The 16,971-nt window shown below is 44.7% G+C and carries 13 protein-coding genes; 1 reads left to right on the forward strand and 12 read right to left on the reverse strand.

The features are described from left to right. Positions 1–56: 56 nt before the first annotated feature. From G493_RS0108045 to G493_RS0108060, 4 genes are all read right to left on the reverse strand, one after another. Positions 57–2,054 carry a methyl-accepting chemotaxis protein gene (locus G493_RS0108045; protein WP_028579965.1) on the reverse strand — a complete coding sequence of 666 codons (1,998 nt, stop codon included), beginning with the start codon at positions 2,052–2,054 and terminating at the stop codon, positions 57–59. A 650-nt stretch (positions 2,055–2,704) separates the two neighbouring features. Then, positions 2,705–3,970, reverse strand: a complete 1,266-nt coding sequence (locus G493_RS0108050) for an inorganic phosphate transporter (protein ID WP_028579966.1) — start codon at positions 3,968–3,970, stop codon at positions 2,705–2,707. Positions 3,971–3,979: 9 nt separating this feature from the next. Further along, on the reverse strand, positions 3,980–4,666 hold the full coding sequence (locus G493_RS0108055) for a TIGR00153 family protein (RefSeq protein WP_035273960.1): 687 nt from the start codon (positions 4,664–4,666) through the stop codon (positions 3,980–3,982). A gap of 325 nt (positions 4,667–4,991) precedes the next feature. Continuing rightward, positions 4,992–7,067 carry a metallophosphoesterase gene (locus G493_RS0108060; protein ID WP_028579968.1) on the reverse strand — a complete coding sequence of 692 codons (2,076 nt, stop codon included), beginning with the start codon at positions 7,065–7,067 and terminating at the stop codon, positions 4,992–4,994. Between the two features lie 642 nt (positions 7,068–7,709). Here G493_RS0108060 and G493_RS0108065 point away from each other — a divergent pair. Then, positions 7,710–9,467: a methyl-accepting chemotaxis protein gene (locus tag G493_RS0108065; RefSeq protein WP_028579969.1), complete on the forward strand. Its 1,758-nt coding sequence runs from the start codon at positions 7,710–7,712 to the stop codon at positions 9,465–9,467. Here G493_RS0108065 and G493_RS0108070 read toward each other — a convergent pair. The 8 genes from G493_RS0108070 to G493_RS0108110 form a co-directional block, all read right to left on the reverse strand. Beyond that, positions 9,464–10,165 (reverse strand): hypothetical protein, encoded by a 702-nt coding sequence (locus G493_RS0108070; RefSeq protein ID WP_028579970.1) that lies wholly within the window; start codon positions 10,163–10,165, stop codon positions 9,464–9,466. The genes G493_RS0108065 and G493_RS0108070 overlap by 4 nt on opposite strands. A gap of 315 nt (positions 10,166–10,480) precedes the next feature. Next, positions 10,481–11,545: a protein-glutamate methylesterase/protein-glutamine glutaminase gene (locus tag G493_RS0108080; RefSeq protein WP_035273962.1), complete on the reverse strand. Its 1,065-nt coding sequence runs from the start codon at positions 11,543–11,545 to the stop codon at positions 10,481–10,483. Positions 11,546–11,819: 274 nt separating this feature from the next. After that, on the reverse strand, positions 11,820–12,353 hold the full coding sequence (locus G493_RS0108085; protein ID WP_051309127.1) for a chemotaxis protein CheD: 534 nt from the start codon (positions 12,351–12,353) through the stop codon (positions 11,820–11,822). 92 nt (positions 12,354–12,445) lie between these two features. Then, positions 12,446–12,916: a chemotaxis protein CheW gene (locus G493_RS0108090; RefSeq protein ID WP_051309128.1), complete on the reverse strand. Its 471-nt coding sequence runs from the start codon at positions 12,914–12,916 to the stop codon at positions 12,446–12,448. A gap of 234 nt (positions 12,917–13,150) precedes the next feature. Beyond that, positions 13,151–15,277, reverse strand: coding sequence for a chemotaxis protein CheA (locus tag G493_RS0108095; RefSeq protein WP_153306452.1), 2,127 nt, complete (start codon positions 15,275–15,277; stop codon positions 13,151–13,153). 38 nt (positions 15,278–15,315) lie between these two features. Next, complete coding sequence (locus G493_RS0108100) at positions 15,316–15,681, reverse strand: response regulator (protein WP_028579976.1); 366 nt, start codon at positions 15,679–15,681, stop codon at positions 15,316–15,318. 52 nt (positions 15,682–15,733) lie between these two features. Beyond that, positions 15,734–16,093 (reverse strand): STAS domain-containing protein, encoded by a 360-nt coding sequence (locus G493_RS0108105; protein WP_028579977.1) that lies wholly within the window; start codon positions 16,091–16,093, stop codon positions 15,734–15,736. Next, complete coding sequence (locus G493_RS0108110) at positions 16,090–16,935, reverse strand: CheR family methyltransferase (RefSeq protein ID WP_028579978.1); 846 nt, start codon at positions 16,933–16,935, stop codon at positions 16,090–16,092. Before G493_RS0108110 ends, G493_RS0108105 begins: the two co-directional genes overlap by 4 nt. Positions 16,936–16,971: the final 36 nt, after the last annotated feature.

Consider the following 16,971-nt stretch of genomic DNA (forward strand, 5'->3'; position numbering starts at 1 on the left):
AGGACAAGGAAAAAGGGATCCTCCCTGTCCTTTATTTTACGCGTTTACCGCTATCTTTATATTTTAAAGCTACCCACAATAATTTTCAATTTCTCCGCCAATTGCTGCAGATCAGACGCGCTTGCGCTCACCTGCTGACTGCTTGTTGAAATTTCCGATGAAGCAGAATTAACCGAGGCAATATCCTGGCTGATGGTTACTGCCACAATGGAACTTTGACTCACATTTTCGTTTACTTCCGTCATGCCATGAGATGCCTGGGCAATGTTGTCTGCAATCTCCTGGGTTGCAGCGCTTTGTTCACCTACGGCGGTGGAGATTATTGCTACGATTTCATTGATTTTATTAATTACTTCTGAAATCTGATCAATTTCGTCAACAGTGGTCGTGGTGGTGCTTTGCATATCTCCAATTTGCTGTTTAATGTCCTGTGTGGCGGCAGCTGTCTGTCTGGCCAGTTCCTTGATTTCATTGGCAACCACAGCAAAACCTTTACCAGCTTCACCGGCACGGGCCGCCTCAATGGTGGCATTGAGAGCCAGCAAGTTTGTCTGGTCTGATATTTCGGTTATAGTTTCAGTGACTTTGCCGATAGCCTGAGCAGCTTTACCCAGTTCAGCCATTTTGGCTGACGTAGATGCAGCCTGTTCCACGGCAGCAAGAGAAATGGAATGTGCCTGGTTTGCATTGTTAGCTATTTCACCAATGGTTGCTGTCATTTCTTCCGCTGCGCTGGCAACCATGGATGTGTTCGTGGTCGACTGTTCCATGGCGGCTGCCACATTATTCAAGTTTGTTGTCATTTCTTCAGTTGCGGCTGCCACATTGTCTGCTCGCTGGGAGGTATCTGAAGAATTGTCCGACATACTCCTTGCAATCGATGATAGTTCACCCGAAGACCTGTCTATTGAATGTGTATTTTCTGCAATATTTCCGATAATACCCTGTAATTTATCAATAAATATATTAAACCATTTTGCCAGCTCACCAATCTCATCCTTCGCGGATACATTTAACCGCATTGTGAGGTCACCTTCTCCATGGGCAATGTCTTGTAACCCTGCCACAGCGCTATTCAAAGGAACGGTGATACTGCGGCTGAACCATAGTACGCCACCACACACAACTACCATAGCAATACAGGTAACGAGCAAAATGGAATTACGGATTGAATGTGACGCAGCCAGGAACTCGTCAGCATCCTGAGTAATGGCAATACTCCAGCCTTTCATGGGAACAGGGGCAATACCCGCTATTTTAGCTTTGCCATTAAAAAAATAGTCCAAAGCCCCTCTTTCGCCCGCCAACATACTTTTGGTGATCTCTTCCATACCTTCCAATGTTTGGAGATCAAGGTGCATTTCATACTTTTTCACAGGATGAGCGATTATAATACCATTGCTATCGCACATATACGCATAGCCGCTTTTCCCCATCTTAACCGATGAAACATGGCTTGTGAGTGGCGAAGCTTTCAGCGATAGTCCGAAAATTCCAAGGAATTGATTGGTATAGGAAAACACTGGTGCACATACCACATAAATAACATCACCTGTCACCTTAGAGACTACAACATCTCCAGCAACGGGTTTCCCAGTACTTTTAGCCTGTTGAAAATATGGCATATCAGCTAGATTGACGCCTTTGTATTCCTTGCCACTGGAAAGTTCCCCAGTATACATATGCCCCTTATCATCAGTAATAAAAATACCAAGATAACTGTCATCCAGTTGTGCAAATTTATCTTTCATCTGCTGACGCAGATTACGAATATCTTCCTGCGCATTCTCTATTCCCTCTGTTTTAACCCGCTCGCCAATGTGTCGTATGTTGGTATCTACGGCATGGGCTGCAGCAATCTTCAACTGCTCATTCAGAGTAGACTCAATGAGATCTGCCAGTTTTTCTGCCTGAGAGGCAGCACTTGTGCGTGCAGTCTCAGATAACGCTGATGAAGATTTTGTAACAGCCAGCAAGCCAACGATAAGCAAAGGTACTGCCACAGCAATACATCCACCGACAATAAGTCTAAAACCAATAGACCTGAAATTCATCACTCCCCCCCTCAACATCTTGTTTTTTATCCCCAAAAAAAGCAGAGACCTGAAGAATAAACCTCCTCAGATATCTGCCTGCTTCACCACATATTGTATATAAAACCCTGTTGAAATTGAGGCATTGCCTGCCATCAATCTAACAAATTCAAACTGAGATTATGGAACGCTCATTGTCTGAAGACAAGATACCTTGTCCGTCGTTGTAAAAACAACTGTATCAGGCTTTTTCAGTGGCCGAACATGGACGTCTGAACCAACTTGCAACGTTGGAAACATTGCGATAGTTGGAGAAAATAATCTATTGCAGCCTTTTACATGCACAGGCAAAGAGTAGCCTGTTCCAGATGCCTAGATTCAAAACAGCAATAAACATATTTTCAGATCAGAATTCCCCCCTATACATGGATACGTCAGAAGAAAGTTAAATGTCAAGGTAATATCAAAAAAAAACAGATAAAAAGGGCAGTTAGATAGTACCTATCCAGAAATGACAGTTTATCCGCTTTCCCTATGAATGGTTACTTATGAACAAGCACTGGATAGTTTCATTGCAGAGATATGCAACGGTATCAACGTGTTGGGAGGAAAAAAAAGCCGCCATGCGCAGAAAGGCAAGGCGGCTTTCATATTATATTGCGGACAAGGATTTATCCGAAAATACCTTTCAGAGTAAAGAAAAACACCATCGCCATGAGAGCACCAGCAGGAAGGGTTACAAGCCATGAGATAATAATATTTAAAACCACCCTCAAATCCAACGCCCCCACCCCGCGGGCAAGACCTACTCCTAACACTGAACCAACCAGAATATGCGTTGTGGAGACAGGTAAACCGGTACGTGAAGCCAGGACAACGGTTATTGCGGCTGCAAGTTCGGCACAGAATCCGCGAGAGGGTGTCAATTCTGTAATTTTTTTCCCCACAGTGAGCATTACCCTATATCCCAGAGTGAGTAGCCCAAGAACAATACCACCACCGCCAAGGAGCAGTATCCATAGGGGCAGTTCGGATTTCTGCATCACCTCACCACCGGAACTGATAATACTTACTACTGCTGCCAGTGGACCAATACCATTAGCCACATCATTGGACCCATGGGCAAAGGCCATGGAACAGGCTGTGAACAGCATCATAGGGGTAAACACTTTCTCCACAGCCGCAAAATGAAAGTCACGGCTACGTCGCATATCCTCTCTGATATTACGAATAAAAAACCATCCTATAATCGCAGTAAGCAAACCAATAAGGATTGCAACAAGAAAACTCTGCCCGCTTGAGAGGTTTATGTTTAAATGTTTAAGCCCTTTAAACAAGGTGACCAGAGAAATGATGAATCCCACCAGAAAAATATACATTGGAGCGTATCTTTTTGCATTACGCAGGGGATGTTCAGTATCAAAAATAAGTTTTCTGGTTGATAGTACCAAAAGATAGGCAATTGTGCCGCCCAATGCTGGAGAAAGGACCCAGCTTGCCACCACGGAACCGACCTTTCCCCAATGAACAGCTTCAGGCCCTATACCGACCATGGCAAAGCCGATAAGCGCTCCAACTATGGAATGGGTGGTGGAAACGGGCCAACCCTTTGCTGAGGCGATCAACAGCCAGAAAGCCGCAGCAAGAAGTGCTGCCAGCATACCATATACCAGTATTTCAGGATTTCCAATGATACTGCTGGGATCAATAATGCCTTTACGGATGGTTTTGGTAACATGTCCTCCGGCAATAACAGCTCCAAGAAATTCAAAAATAATGGCAATACAAATTGCCTGCTTGATGGTTACAGCACCAGCTCCCACTGAGGTTCCCATGGCGTTGGCCAGGTCATTGGCTCCAATCCCCCAGGTCATAAACAGTCCGAACACCACTGCCATAACGACCATTATGGTTCCGTAGGCTGCAATTATTTCCATATATTCCTCTTATTTTGACAGAAACAGCAACAGCCGATCTGCTATATTCTCTGACTGATCAGACAGGTCACCGATCAATTCAATAATTTTATACCAGTACATGGCAGAAATAGGGTCCAGATCTCCCTCTCCTTCAAACAATGCGCGGCGTGTTTTATGGAGCACATGATCAATGTTATGCTCGCTCCGTCTCACACCGGCAATCATCCCATTGACCTTTTCCATCTCCCGTCCACCGAAACCGACCTCCAGGAGTTCATCCAGTTCCTCTATGATTTCCAAAGCCGCGGAGCAGGTCTCCATGGTGCCTTCGAGTAATTCATCGAGAAAAGGTTTAATGACATCGGGTACCACCATATCACGAAAGCTCAGGATCTGGGCAATGGTTTCCGCAGTGTCAGCCAGCCTGTCCTGGTCGTTCATAAGTTCCAGAAGATCTCGCCTGGCCACCGGCATCAGCAAAGAGTTGGGCATATTCAAGCGAAACGTATACTTGATCGTATCCGCGTCGCTCTCAAGGCTTTGAATCTGGTCGGCCAGCACCTTTATCTGTGCATTCTCCTGCCGATACAGGGCGTCAAAAAGAGTGGGAACCACACATATGCAGGAAAATACCACTCGCATATGTTCCTGCAGAGGTTTAAAAGGCGAACGTCGGAAGAGTCCAGAAAGGGGATTAGTAGATCGTATGGGCATATTCCTCGATCTCCTTGGTAGATTTTTTCTGGTAAAAAAAGAAATTACAGTCAGTTATTTACGTATCAGTTTTCAGGCCATACCGCTTTGTCCGCGCCTGTACAAAAACACAAATTCATTGTCTCAGTCGACAGTTCTCCTGCACAAAAAAATCTTGTGTATTACAAACAACACTCGCCCTGAACCTAAATCTAGCTTCAGATGGCATGTGTTAAGAATCTGTTAATGTACTCGGCAGGCGATACCGATTCCACAAGAATTGTCAATTTTTTTTTCAGTTTGGAAAACTCTTCACACGGAAAAACCAGGTAAAAAAATCATCAAATTACAGGTCATTAAGCAGTTTTACCAGAGGTTCTGCTGGATAACTCAAAGGAATAAAGTTTCCCCTGATATACTGCAGAATTGTCGGTCCATCCTGGTGAGCGCTATAGATAATGTGGTGTTTTTTTATAGCATCCACATTTTTCCATACACTGCTAAAGGGATCCATTGGCGTATGCCCGACGATAAAAGGGACTCCCTTTGCCAGGCCCAGGCTTTTTCGAAATGTATTGATGTCCTTTTTTCTGTATCCACCGGGGTAATTGGGACGCTGCAACCTGTTACGGGTTATCTCGCGAATGAGAGCCGGATTATCGCTGATATTGACAAGCTCTTCATAGCTGACCCTGGAAAGGGGTGGTGCTGCATGGCAGGCAAAGAAAAGTTTTGAGGAAACAATATACGGGAGCTTCTCAAAAAACAGATCCATGGCATCCACATACTTCCGGCCCCGGAGTTCAAAAAGTTCATTTTTTAAAAGCACCCCTTGGGAAATGCCGTTTTTACTGATATCTTCAGAAAAAGAATCGTGGTTTCCGGCAATGTAATAAAAGCTCTCAGGAAATTGCAGCTTGAGTGTGCAAAGCAAGTCGATCATGAGAATGGAGCTGTCCATATCCTCCATCTCGCCGGCAATCTCAGAATGAAGCGCGTCTCCTAAAACCACCATGGTTACAGCCTTGTTCTCCAGGTGCCGCAGCAAACAATTTTCACTGAGGATTTTAAGCAGGTTATCCACCTGGCCATGCAGGTCTCCTACAATCACCGGGATGGTGTCATCATTCAACAGAATCACTCCTCCACCTGAGCCTGATCGGTCACTTTCCCTGGCTGGATCATGACTGATGCAGTCGATGGCCTTCTCGAGAAGCTGCAAAGCCTCTTCTCTGGGTTTCTGCTGAATCTGTCCTCCAAAAATCTGCTTGATGCGGTGAAAGGCATTTTCCCTCTCCAACTTCACCCTGCCTCTGTAATCCATATCGTCAAAACGTACCAGCTGAACAGGCCGGTCCATATTCAAGGGCGTAAAGGTCAGGTCACCACGTTCGTTGGTAATACCCACGTGACGCATGGATACAGATGAATCAAATTGTAATATATGCGCGTAAATCTTGTTGGATCTGCCGATAATGACCGTTTCACCATCCTGAATACGGACAAAACCTGAAGGTTCAGTACTGTCACAACCATGGGGTTCGGAAACTCTCCAATTTTTGCGAATGGAACGTCGCTTGACCCCTAATGAAATCTCTGGCGCAAAATAAAAGCGCTGATTTCCGATAAGCATTTCAAAGCTTTTGCCATCATGGGCCACCCTGCTCACTTCCTTTACTGGTTGCGGTTCGGTGGTGATGGTAAACCACGTGCTGCGATGAATGCCCAATAACTGTTTCCAGCCTTTCACACTATTCAGACTTGGCCGAGGGGCATGTGTGGGAATGGACCACTGCGGAACATGCGCTACGCCTTTCTCTGCAATGTAGAAGGGGGGACCTTGAAGGGAGCGACGTACGGCAATATTCAACCCTGCCCTGTGCAGATAGAGTGCAACTTCCTGATACGCAAGAACCTGCCTCCCTACCATTTCAAGCGTTAACCCTGCATCCACCGGAAAATAACCCTGATGTTTCCTGCTCTGTCTTCGTTCGAAGATCTCTTCCGGAGATGGCAGAAGAAACTCGAAAAAATATCTGTTTATCCAATTGGTCTGGAAAAAGGATGCAGCCTGCCTGGGAATTTTAATCCGTGCAGTATCTAAAAGAGGTGCAGGATCAGACTCCACCCATTCTTTGTCAAATACGGTGAGAGCCTCCTCAAACCCTTTAAACGGCATACCAAGATGCACTTCCCGTGGCCTGTAGATAAGCGTCTGGTTTTTCCACCAGTTTTTGCGTGTCAAATCGATATATCCTTCATTGGGCCAACCACCAATCTGATTAATATAATATGATTTTCCCGCACCTGGTGGTCCTGTCACAACTAATTGCAGATATTCCATGCCAATTGGAAGCAGTACTCCCCTTATTTCCTGAACATCTTTTATTGGAACAAGTATCTTTTTAAGAAGATCTTTCATAGGCAAGAACACCGACTTCGCTTAAATTTTCAAAAAAATACGTATTCTATCCGGTTTGTCTCTCTGTAATATGTGAGGAGGTAAATTAACCGTTACCCTACGTACGATTAAAACATGTGCTGATTTACACGATCCTTCTTTTTTCTTGATAAGACATGGATTTTCTTTGTTCTCTATGCAATACTTTATACTAACAAGCTCCTGATATTGCTACTTCTGAAAAGTATCCGTCAGAGAACCTGAACGCTTGCACAGGGAAGCACTATCTGAGCAGAGCAACATTGTAATGATAGCCGAACCAAGTAACCAAAGGAATATCATTCAATCCTTTTGACCTGGATATACATGGTGCCTGGAAAAAACCATTACCCGGAAAAAGCGAAGGCTATGTTGCAAAAGGTCAGGGTCGCGAAAAATATTAAATATCCAAAAATTGCGTAGGATATCCATTTGGTAACGTCGTCGTGTCAATGCTTCCATACTCGCGTATTGAGCCATTGACGCGACGACGTTACCGAGTTGAGAAACAAGCAAGATTGGATAATTTTTTTTCCGTGACCCTTACCATTCAAGGGTAAGGATTTTGGTGAAGTGCACCTGTACGAAACAGGAAATATGCAATTTCCAAGGAGAAAGACAGTTATGTTGGAAACCTGGTTGCGAAAACTGGCTCCTGTTGAGTCCATTCTGCATGATTTGCAGAGCACTACAGAAAACGAATTCATGGAGATTGGAGAAAAACTTGGCGAAATGTCCAGTTTCTCCGATCACATTTTTCAGCAACTCACTGCGATAGTTGATGCATTCACCGCAGAAGAAAATCTTTCCACACATAGGCTCCTGGTCGATAAACTCAAGGGAATTGAGGAATATATCCAAGACAATCTGGATACAATCCTTGAAGAAAAGAAACAGCTGGAAGAACAAAAACAAATCTTTCATGGCTTACAGGTTCCCCTTACCAAACTCAATGTCATTATTTTTAGACTCAATACCCTTGGCCTCTACATCAAGGCAGAGACAACACGGTTAACCAAAGCGGATAATGAATTTGAATATCTTGGCAACGAGGTGCGTAAGCTAACCGATGACAGTAAAGAAAAACTCGAATCTATGCAGACGGCCAGAGAGGATATTATTCAGGCCATCATCAAAGCGAACACAGAAATGTCAACGCTCAGAGAAAAGGAATTTATTCCCCTTTCAGCTCAAATAGAACAACTCCTTGCAGAGATGGTTTCCTACACCCAACTTGTCGATATGGTGGGGCAGGAATCCGAACAGGTGGCTGGACAATTTCAGATGATACGCGATAATATAGGGGAACTTATATTTGAATTACAATTTCACGACATAGTCCGCCAACAGATCGAGCATGTACAGGCAATATTATCGGAAGTGCATTTGCCTCAACCAATTACATCCGAGCCTGCCCCAGAAACATACGAAGATACAGAGAGCACGACACTGTATGCGTCCACACTCCTTGCAGCAGATCTTCTGGAAAACGCTCACAAGACCGTTATGAAAGCCCTGTCTTCGATTTTCAGTCAATTTCAAAATGTGCTGGATCAAACAACCTCTGTGGGAGACGACCTGGCCAAACTTGTTCAGGTCTCTTTACACCAGATTGACACCATGATCAGGCATGCCATTCACGAAAAACAAAAGATTGAAATCACGCTCATTGACACGATGAAGGTTCACGGAAGCCGGACCAATACCATGCGATCCATCGTTACCACCTCTAACACTATCAAACAACAGATCGATGCAATCAGTTCCATAGGAGAAGATGTTGGATTAATAAGTCTTAATGGCCTTATACAAGCGCATCACCTGCAAAAGGAGGGGCAGGTTATAGGGGTGGTCATAGATGAAATCCGTAACCTGGTTGGCGATACCCAGGAAAACATCCACGCTTTGGAAGCGTACCTCAAAGACATTGATCGTTTTGATACAGAGCAGCATCTTTCCGCGGAAACAAGCGAGGAATACAAGACTACCGAAAATATCATTCACGAAACCATTACACTGCTGGGTAATTTTTTTGACGACATCAAAAATCGGACGTCCACCGCGTATACAACAGGCGGCACAGTACAACAATCAAGCAGAGAACATGTCGAGCAGTTAACGGCCACTTTACGCGGGATAACGGTGCAGGAACAATTTGATCAGGGACTCCAAACCGCTATCACTATGTTACGCTCACTTCTTGTTGAGATAGATACAAGCGATACACCTCCTGATCTGGAAAGAGTGCAGGAACTCCTGCATCAATACAAAGATCAGTATACAATGGCCTCAGAACGTCTCACTCATCACAAAGTGACGGGTAAAGAAGAGACATATTTTGAACATGATGAAGAACTGGATGATAATATAGAAATGTTTTAAGGACGCGGTCTTTGCTGCATATTTTCATTTCTCAGCTGTCGCAGATAACCCCATACCTCTTCACGACTCAACATATTGTGCTCGACAAAATATTGCCCTATTTTTTTTTGCATTCTTCTCTGCCTATACAACAGCGATTTAACCTGCTCAGGTACCATAATTCCTAATTCAATGGATTTTACTCCAAAGGTTTTTTGGCCGTCTCCATGCCGAAGAATTTTCACAATTACTGCCCTATCGATGTATCCTTGGGCAACGGCAAGTTGACCGATTTTAGGTCTGGTCATTTTTTGCCAGGTCAAGGCCCGGATCAACTCGTTTAAAGAAATAGCACCGACTTGATGCAAAAAACGCCCGAATAAAGGTGTACTACTCCGGGATACTGATGCAGTCTGCATGTTACAAATATTAGACATTTTACGGATATGCTTCGGACGCTCAGCAAACACCGAATCACGCTCCTGAATGTGCTGGAGGAGCAAGTCACGTGCCCCGCAAAGCCTGACAAAATGTTCTGTTCCGCATTTAGTCATGGTTTCTGAATTCATCCTGTCAGGATGGAGTTCAAAAGCTCGCTTTTTAAAGGCCGCAATGACGCCTGCTTGTTGCAGGTAATTAACAAATTCCCAGGAAATAAGGATTTGATCATCGAAAAGAACACGGCACGCTTGCAGTAGTTGCTGTTTATTTGATGTCACCAAAATACCACCTGCCACCAGATAAATGTTATAGAAACAGCCTGTACGGGACCATTGAAACAATCATAAGCACAAGCCGGTATCCTGCAGAATTTCCGGTTGGTTAATGCCTGTAGATTAATGGTCTTTTGACCCATTTTTTGCGCTATGTTTACAATTTTATCATCCAAGATAAGCGAATACTCCGATATCAACTCTATGTCTGCGGTAATAGTCATGGAGCCAATGAAAGGCTACGCTTACCTCAACTTGAGCAAAAATCCTCAGTTATCGACAGGCACTGGTTGGTCTTTTCCGCGATCCCCCAATCAGAGTTCAGCCACACATTCGAATAATTGAAGAAGCTATCCGGTTCAGGGGAACGACCTGCTGCGCAGCTCCAAGATCAATAGCCACCTTTGGCATGCCAAAAACAACACAACTTTTTTCATCCTGGGCAATGGTCTGGGCACCGGCTTCTTTCATTTCCAAAAGGCCTTTTGCGCCATCATCTCCCATACCGGTCATGATTACGCCGATTCCATTTTTTCCCGCATAACGGGCAGTGGACCGGAAAAGAACGTCCACAGAGGGACGATGCCGACTTACCAGAGGGCCATTTTTCACCTCAATGTAATATCTTGCGCCGCTTCTTTTCAAAAGCATATGCTGGTTTCCCGGCGCAATAAGAACCCTGCCCGGCAAAACAGTATCACCATTGACGGCTTCCTTTACACTGACTTTGCAGAGAGTATCCAAACGTTCAGCAAACGATCTCGTAAAATTTTCAGGCATATGTTGCACAATCACAACTCCTGGGAAATCCATTGGCAGCATCTCGATAAACACTCGCAGCGCCTCAGTTCCCCCGGTGGAAGCCCCAACAGCGATGACTTTTTCAGTGGTCTGTATCATTGCATTGGGCGCAGCCTTGGCAAGTACAGCGTCGGCACTGAGTTTTTGCGGAATATCGCGGGCTGTAGCAGCAGTAACTCTCTTCACCTTTGCCTGGGCTGCGGCCTTGACAACATCACAGATAACCACCTTGGATTCATCAAGAAATTTCTTGGTGGCGACTTTTGGTTTTTCAATGATCTCCACGGCTCCATATTCCAAAGCCTTTATGGCAGATACAGAATTGCTGGCGGTTAGGGTGGAACACATAACAACAGGCAGGGGGTGCTGGGACATAAGCTTTTTTAAAAAGCTCAACCCGTCCATCCTGGGCATTTCAATATCCAACGTTATGACATCCGGCACAAATTGTTTGAGCTTTTCAACAGCAGCATATGGATCTTGAGCGGTGACCACTTCGTCGATGGCAGAATCTTCAAGCAAGATACGTGAAAGGGTTTGTCGAACCACCGCAGAATCGTCAATAACGAGTATTTTTAATCCCATTCCAACTCCATCAAATAAAGGGAGCATCACCGATGTCCCCCCGCATTCACTGAGAATTCCAAGTCACACTACTTACAGCTTGTGAAGAGGCTGGCGATCCGGGGGTCTGTCGGAGGGTTGCGGGAAAAATAAATTATCCAATGGTGCTTGTCTCTCAACTCGGTGATATCGTCGTGCCAATGGCTCCATACGGCCAGTATGGAACCATTGACGCGACGGCGTTGTCAAACCGATACCCTACGCAATTTTTGGATATCTATTATTTCCCGCGCCCCTAAAGCCTCCTTACTCTACGTATTTTTTTTAGAAAAATATCCCCAGTATGACTACAAAAAAAGATTTTTCTGCCTTCGCTCCCTCCGCAATCTTCAGATGTCACAACACAACCTTTTTCATGCAGAAGTTTTCGGGCAAGAGATACATTTTTTGCTCCAGGCTGTATCAGGTCACTGGCTACTGTCCGGCTATTGATCATAGCAGCACCGCCAAACAATTTTACGGTCAGATGGGCAGGCTTGATGCGATGGACCAAAAAGTCCTCAAACATTCTCTCCATGGCACAATCAATGTATTTCATGCAATCGTGTACCTTGGTCGAGCGACCAGTGGTATCAAAAACAGCATGGCACATTGCGCCGTATCTGGTTTTGGGATCAAAAAGTACAACGGAAATACAGGAGCCAAGTACTGTATGGATCAACGTCGGTGACGTGGCAAAATGATAATCACCAGGAAGAAGATACACTGCCTTTTCAGCCGGTATTTCCTGACACCGGGGATAATGACTTGATCCTAGCGTATCCGCCATAAAAGTATCGTTGTATAATGAATAAAATTTCAGACTCAGCCTGTAACTTTTATTCGAGATTATAGAACACCTGGATTAGAATTCGCGATACCCTAAGATACATTGTGGGCCAATGTTCTATCTATTATACCGACAACATCCAATACCATAAAAAATTGCTCGCCCACCTTGCCCAGCCCCCGTAAAAAGGCAGCGGGAATTGCTGTGCCTAAATCGGGATGCTCCTGCATATCTGAGCTGAAAACCTCAGCGACCTCTAATACCTGGTCAGCAAGAATCCCCACTGATACGCATTCCTCCTCCGGCGACATGTCTAATTCAAGTACAATAATACAGGTGTTGTCAGTCTCTGCGGTCGGCTGCATACCAAAACGTTTTTTTATATCAGCAACTGCGACCACAGCACCGCGTAGATTTATTATCCCTCGCATATAATCAGCAGTTCCAGGAATTCGGGTAATCGGCTCATAGTCAAGCACTTCCCGTACACTTTCAATGGGAACCCCAAATATTTCCTGCTCAATCCGGAATGTTAAAAATTGATTTTTTTGAGACTGCTCCATAGATTCAGCGTACTCCATGTAAGATAGTATCTGTCCAGAGACGAGTTTTTTTACTCAATTTCAGGTAAGCGTAGACTCCGAGGCATACGACAAATTTTACCACAGACATATAGTTGCTAACGGCGGCTTCGCCTACCTTCGAGGATAAAATTTTGAGCATAACGCAATAATTGGACAGAAAGACCATTTATGGACAGGCACAAGATAAGGGTCATGGAAAATACATGAGTATCCTTAATTGTACTTGCTCCCTCTCACATCACTTATCAGATTAGATACGTCAATGATAAGGGCTAGCGTACCATCGCCCAAAATAGTTGCTCCGGAAATTTCTCGTATGTCCCGATAAAGATAGCCCAAATTCTTAATAACCGTTTGATGCTGTCCGACCACCTCATCAACGACAAACCCCGTGCGTCTTCCATCCAGACAGGTTATTATTATCTGTTCAACTTCAGGAGGGGAAGAACGAACCTGAAAATGGTCGCGAAGATACACATACGGAACCAACTCACCACGCAAATTAACCAAGTTGCGATCCTTGCTTCCCTCCTTGGCCTTCTCCTCAAGTTCAACACATTCCTCAACATTGGCAAGGGGTATAATGTAGCTTTCATTACCCACCCTGGAAAGTAACCCCTCAATGATCGCCAGGGTCAGAGGTATCTTCAGGGTAACGGTAGTCCCCTCCCCTTCCTGACTTTCCACATCAACGCTTCCTCGCAGAGATTCTATATTCGTTCTTACAACATCCATGCCAACCCCTCGGCCTGACACACTGCTAACCACTTGGGCAGTGGAAAACCCAGGGGAAAAGATAAAACTGTACAATTCACTGTCGGAAAGCACATCTCCTTCGTCCATAAGATTTCGTTCAATTGCCCGTTTTCTTATTTTCTCTCTATCAATTCCATTGCCGTCATCCTTGATGCGAATAATCACATATGCACCTGAATGCTCAGCTTCCATTATCAGTTCTCCCAGAGGGGGTTTTCCGGCAGCTTGCCTCACAGAAGGCGGTTCAATACCGTGATCCAGGGAATTACGGATTAAATGGACCAAAGGATCATCAAGTTTCTCTATAACGGTTTTGTCCAATTCTGTATCGCCACCCCTTGTCACCAGATTTACCTCCCTGCCTAACTCTGCAGAAAGATCTCGCACCAGCCGCCTGAATTTACCGAAGGTGGTCCCAATGGGAACCATTCGTATATTCATCGTATTGTCACGGAGCTCGTTGCTGAGCCTTTCCACTTCTTCAGCCAGAAAAAGCAGCTGCGTATCGTTTCTGGTGTTAGCTTCCTGGCTGAGTCTGGCCTGCACGGTAACCAATTCCCCAACAAGATTTACCAGGTTGTCCAGTTTGGAGGAAGTCACGCGGATACTCGCTTCGGTTGTGGTCTTCCGTTTACTCTGTAATTTTTGTTCTGTCTTTTTGAGGTGCTCCTGTTCTTGAATGGCCAAGTCAATTTTTGTCTCGCTCAACATCCCCTTTTCAAGGAGAATTTCACCGAGTTTTTTTTGCTCCTTCAGCGCAAAGAGTATTTGCTCTTCATCCAGGTCGCCTCTGCTTACCAATATTTCTCCAAGCCGATGCACGCGTTCAATAATATCTTCAGCACCCACATCTTCCTGATATTGCTCTACCAAATCAATTCGAATGGTTGCATGATCACTGACAAAGATAAAGACATCCTCAATACTGTCTTTCCCTTTATCTGTGGTCAGTAGAATTTCCCATGTAAGAAAAAGGCGCTCAGGATCAAGCTCAGAAAGAGTCGGTATGTCTTCAGTAACAACGGCAATTGTACAATCTCCCAATTCTCTCAGGTCATCAAGCAAATGCCCCGGATCCGTTCCGGTTGTAAAAAGATCTTCCGGTGGTTTGAAGCGAATCCGCCAGGTTGCCAAAGCTCCACCAGAAACATCCATAATAGTCTCTTCCTGAGGGGAGACCCTTTCATCATCATTGGCTCTGGTATAGGTCAGGAGCTGGTCGGTAATCGCTTGGGCCCGCATGTCAATTGATGTATCTTCTGCGTCAGGATCATCGAGCATCTCACGTATGATATCCCTGGAGCCCAAGGTAAGGTCAATAATCTTTCTGTTTACCTGAAGTACGCCGGAACGAATCAGCTCAAAAGCAGTTTCCACTTCATGGGTAAAAGTCGAAATCCGGTCAAACCCAAACATTGCTCCTGAGCCCTTTATGGTGTGTAGAGCCCGAAAGACGCTACCTACCAGATCTTGATCATCCGGGTTTTCTTCCAGAGCCAGGAGCGACTCCTCAAGTTGCTCCAGGAGCTCACCTGTTTCTTCTAGAAACACACCTCTGGCAGCATCCAATTCATCATTGCTCATGGCCTTCTCCTTTTCAGCTGAGTGATGACATCTCCGGGCTAACGCAATACTTTTTTCACCACTCCAAGCAACTGATCGGGCTTAAAGGGTTTCACGATCCATCCTGTGGCCCCAGCACTTTTCCCTTGCTGCTTTTTTTCTGCCTGGGATTCAGTGGTCAGCATGATGATTGGGATAAATTTCAGTTTCGGATCAGTTCGAACCTTTTGTATCAAAGTAATGCCATCCATTTTAGGCATATTCAAATCAGTGATAATCATGTGGATTTCGCGCCCCTTGGTTTTTGCCAATCCATCCATACCATCCACAGCTTCAATGACATCATAGCCTGCCTTTTTTAACGTCATGCTCACCATCTGGCGGATACTTGCACTGTCATCCACGCTTAATATCGTCTTACTCATACATCCCCCGACGCATGTTCATTATATTCTTGTTACAAACAGACCAAGTTGATCATTGTCTGCATATCTTCTTCAAGCAACACGTACGTAACGCATCTCCTTTGCACCCAATCTGCCTTCCGAATCCTCTGGAATACAAAATATCTACCAATGAATCCTCAGGCTCTCCCTGAACAGATAGCTGTTTTCCTTGATGAAAACACTCCCGATGAAAGGAACATAATAACTGTAAAAAACTCACATCAACCACATCGACATCATTTAAAAAAAGGTCGATTCGGTCTACTTTTGCAAGAACCTCCACAAAGACATCTTTTATAGCTACCGCATACTCAATGGTCAGTTCACCCCACAAATTTAATATTCCGTGTGAGCCGTCTGCTGAATCCTTTTGTTGAAATGTATGTTTCATTGCTCACTCCTCCGGTATACTGTCGGTGCAACCTGTATCAATGGAGTCTGGTGTCCCTGTAATGACTCAGAATGCCCAAGAAAAAGATACCCACCTGGATTAAGATAGCGATAAAATTTGTGCATGAGTTTTTCCTGGGTCTGTTTATCAAAATATATAATCACGTTTCTGCAAAAGATAACATCCACCATATTGGGCAAGCCAAAGTCCTCATCCATAAAATTCAAATGTCCAAAGGAAACACGGTGGCGAAGCTGTTTATTTACGCGAACTTCACCATTACGGCTTCCCTTACCCCGTAAAAAATATTTTTTCCTATACCTTGAGGAAACAGGGGTAATGCGTTCCACCGGATAAACTGCCCGACTGGCAACCTGTAAGACCCGCCTGGCCACATCTGTTGCCAGAATTTCAAAAGAAAACCCCTGCATCATTTCCTGATACTCGCTTAAAACCATAGCCAATGTATAGGGTTCTTCCCCAGTGGAGCATCCGGCGCTCCACACTCTCCATTTTTTTCTGTACCGGCCTCTATTCAAAATTTGCATAGTGGGTAAAGCGGTATTGACAAGATAGTCAAAATGTCCTGGTTCTCTGAAAAAATCAGTTTTATTGGTCGTCACCGCATCAATGAGATGGACCAATTCCTCCTGCATCCCTTGATCACTGAACAGATATTCGCAATATTCTCGAAAATTCTGCAGTTCTAATACGCGCAACCGTTTCCCTAACCTACCGGTTAGCATGCATTTTTTACTTTCCGGCATTTTTATGCCAAGCTGGCCGTAAATGAAACCGCTGAGCCTGGTAAAATCCCTGGGACTTAACTCATCCTGCTGCATATGCTCGAAGCCTTGTTAAGGGTATGAGGAAATACG

Origin of the sequence: Desulfogranum japonicum DSM 18378 (genome assembly GCF_000429945.1) — a bacterium.
In the GTDB taxonomy this organism is placed as follows: domain Bacteria; phylum Desulfobacterota; class Desulfobulbia; order Desulfobulbales; family Desulfobulbaceae; genus Desulfogranum; species Desulfogranum japonicum.

Coding starts and splice junctions, on each gene's coding strand:
- G493_RS0108110 (WP_028579978.1), bottom strand. CDS start 16,935: ATGCAGCAGGATGAGTTAAGTCCCAGGGATTTTACCAGGCTCAGCGGT.
- G493_RS0108085 (WP_051309127.1), bottom strand. CDS start 12,353: ATGGCGGATACGCTAGGATCAAGTCATTATCCCCGGTGTCAGGAAATA.
- G493_RS0108055 (WP_035273960.1), bottom strand. CDS start 4,666: ATGCCCATACGATCTACTAATCCCCTTTCTGGACTCTTCCGACGTTCG.
- G493_RS0108050 (WP_028579966.1), bottom strand. CDS start 3,970: ATGGAAATAATTGCAGCCTACGGAACCATAATGGTCGTTATGGCAGTG.
- G493_RS0108100 (WP_028579976.1), bottom strand. CDS start 15,681: ATGAGTAAGACGATATTAAGCGTGGATGACAGTGCAAGTATCCGCCAG.
- G493_RS0108090 (WP_051309128.1), bottom strand. CDS start 12,916: ATGGAGCAGTCTCAAAAAAATCAATTTTTAACATTCCGGATTGAGCAG.
- G493_RS0108095 (WP_153306452.1), bottom strand. CDS start 15,277: ATGAGCAATGATGAATTGGATGCTGCCAGAGGTGTGTTTCTAGAAGAA.
- G493_RS0108065 (WP_028579969.1), top strand. CDS start 7,710: ATGTTGGAAACCTGGTTGCGAAAACTGGCTCCTGTTGAGTCCATTCTG.
- G493_RS0108060 (WP_028579968.1), bottom strand. CDS start 7,067: ATGAAAGATCTTCTTAAAAAGATACTTGTTCCAATAAAAGATGTTCAG.
- G493_RS0108045 (WP_028579965.1), bottom strand. CDS start 2,054: ATGAATTTCAGGTCTATTGGTTTTAGACTTATTGTCGGTGGATGTATT.
- G493_RS0108080 (WP_035273962.1), bottom strand. CDS start 11,545: ATGGGATTAAAAATACTCGTTATTGACGATTCTGCGGTGGTTCGACAA.
- G493_RS0108105 (WP_028579977.1), bottom strand. CDS start 16,093: ATGAAACATACATTTCAACAAAAGGATTCAGCAGACGGCTCACACGGA.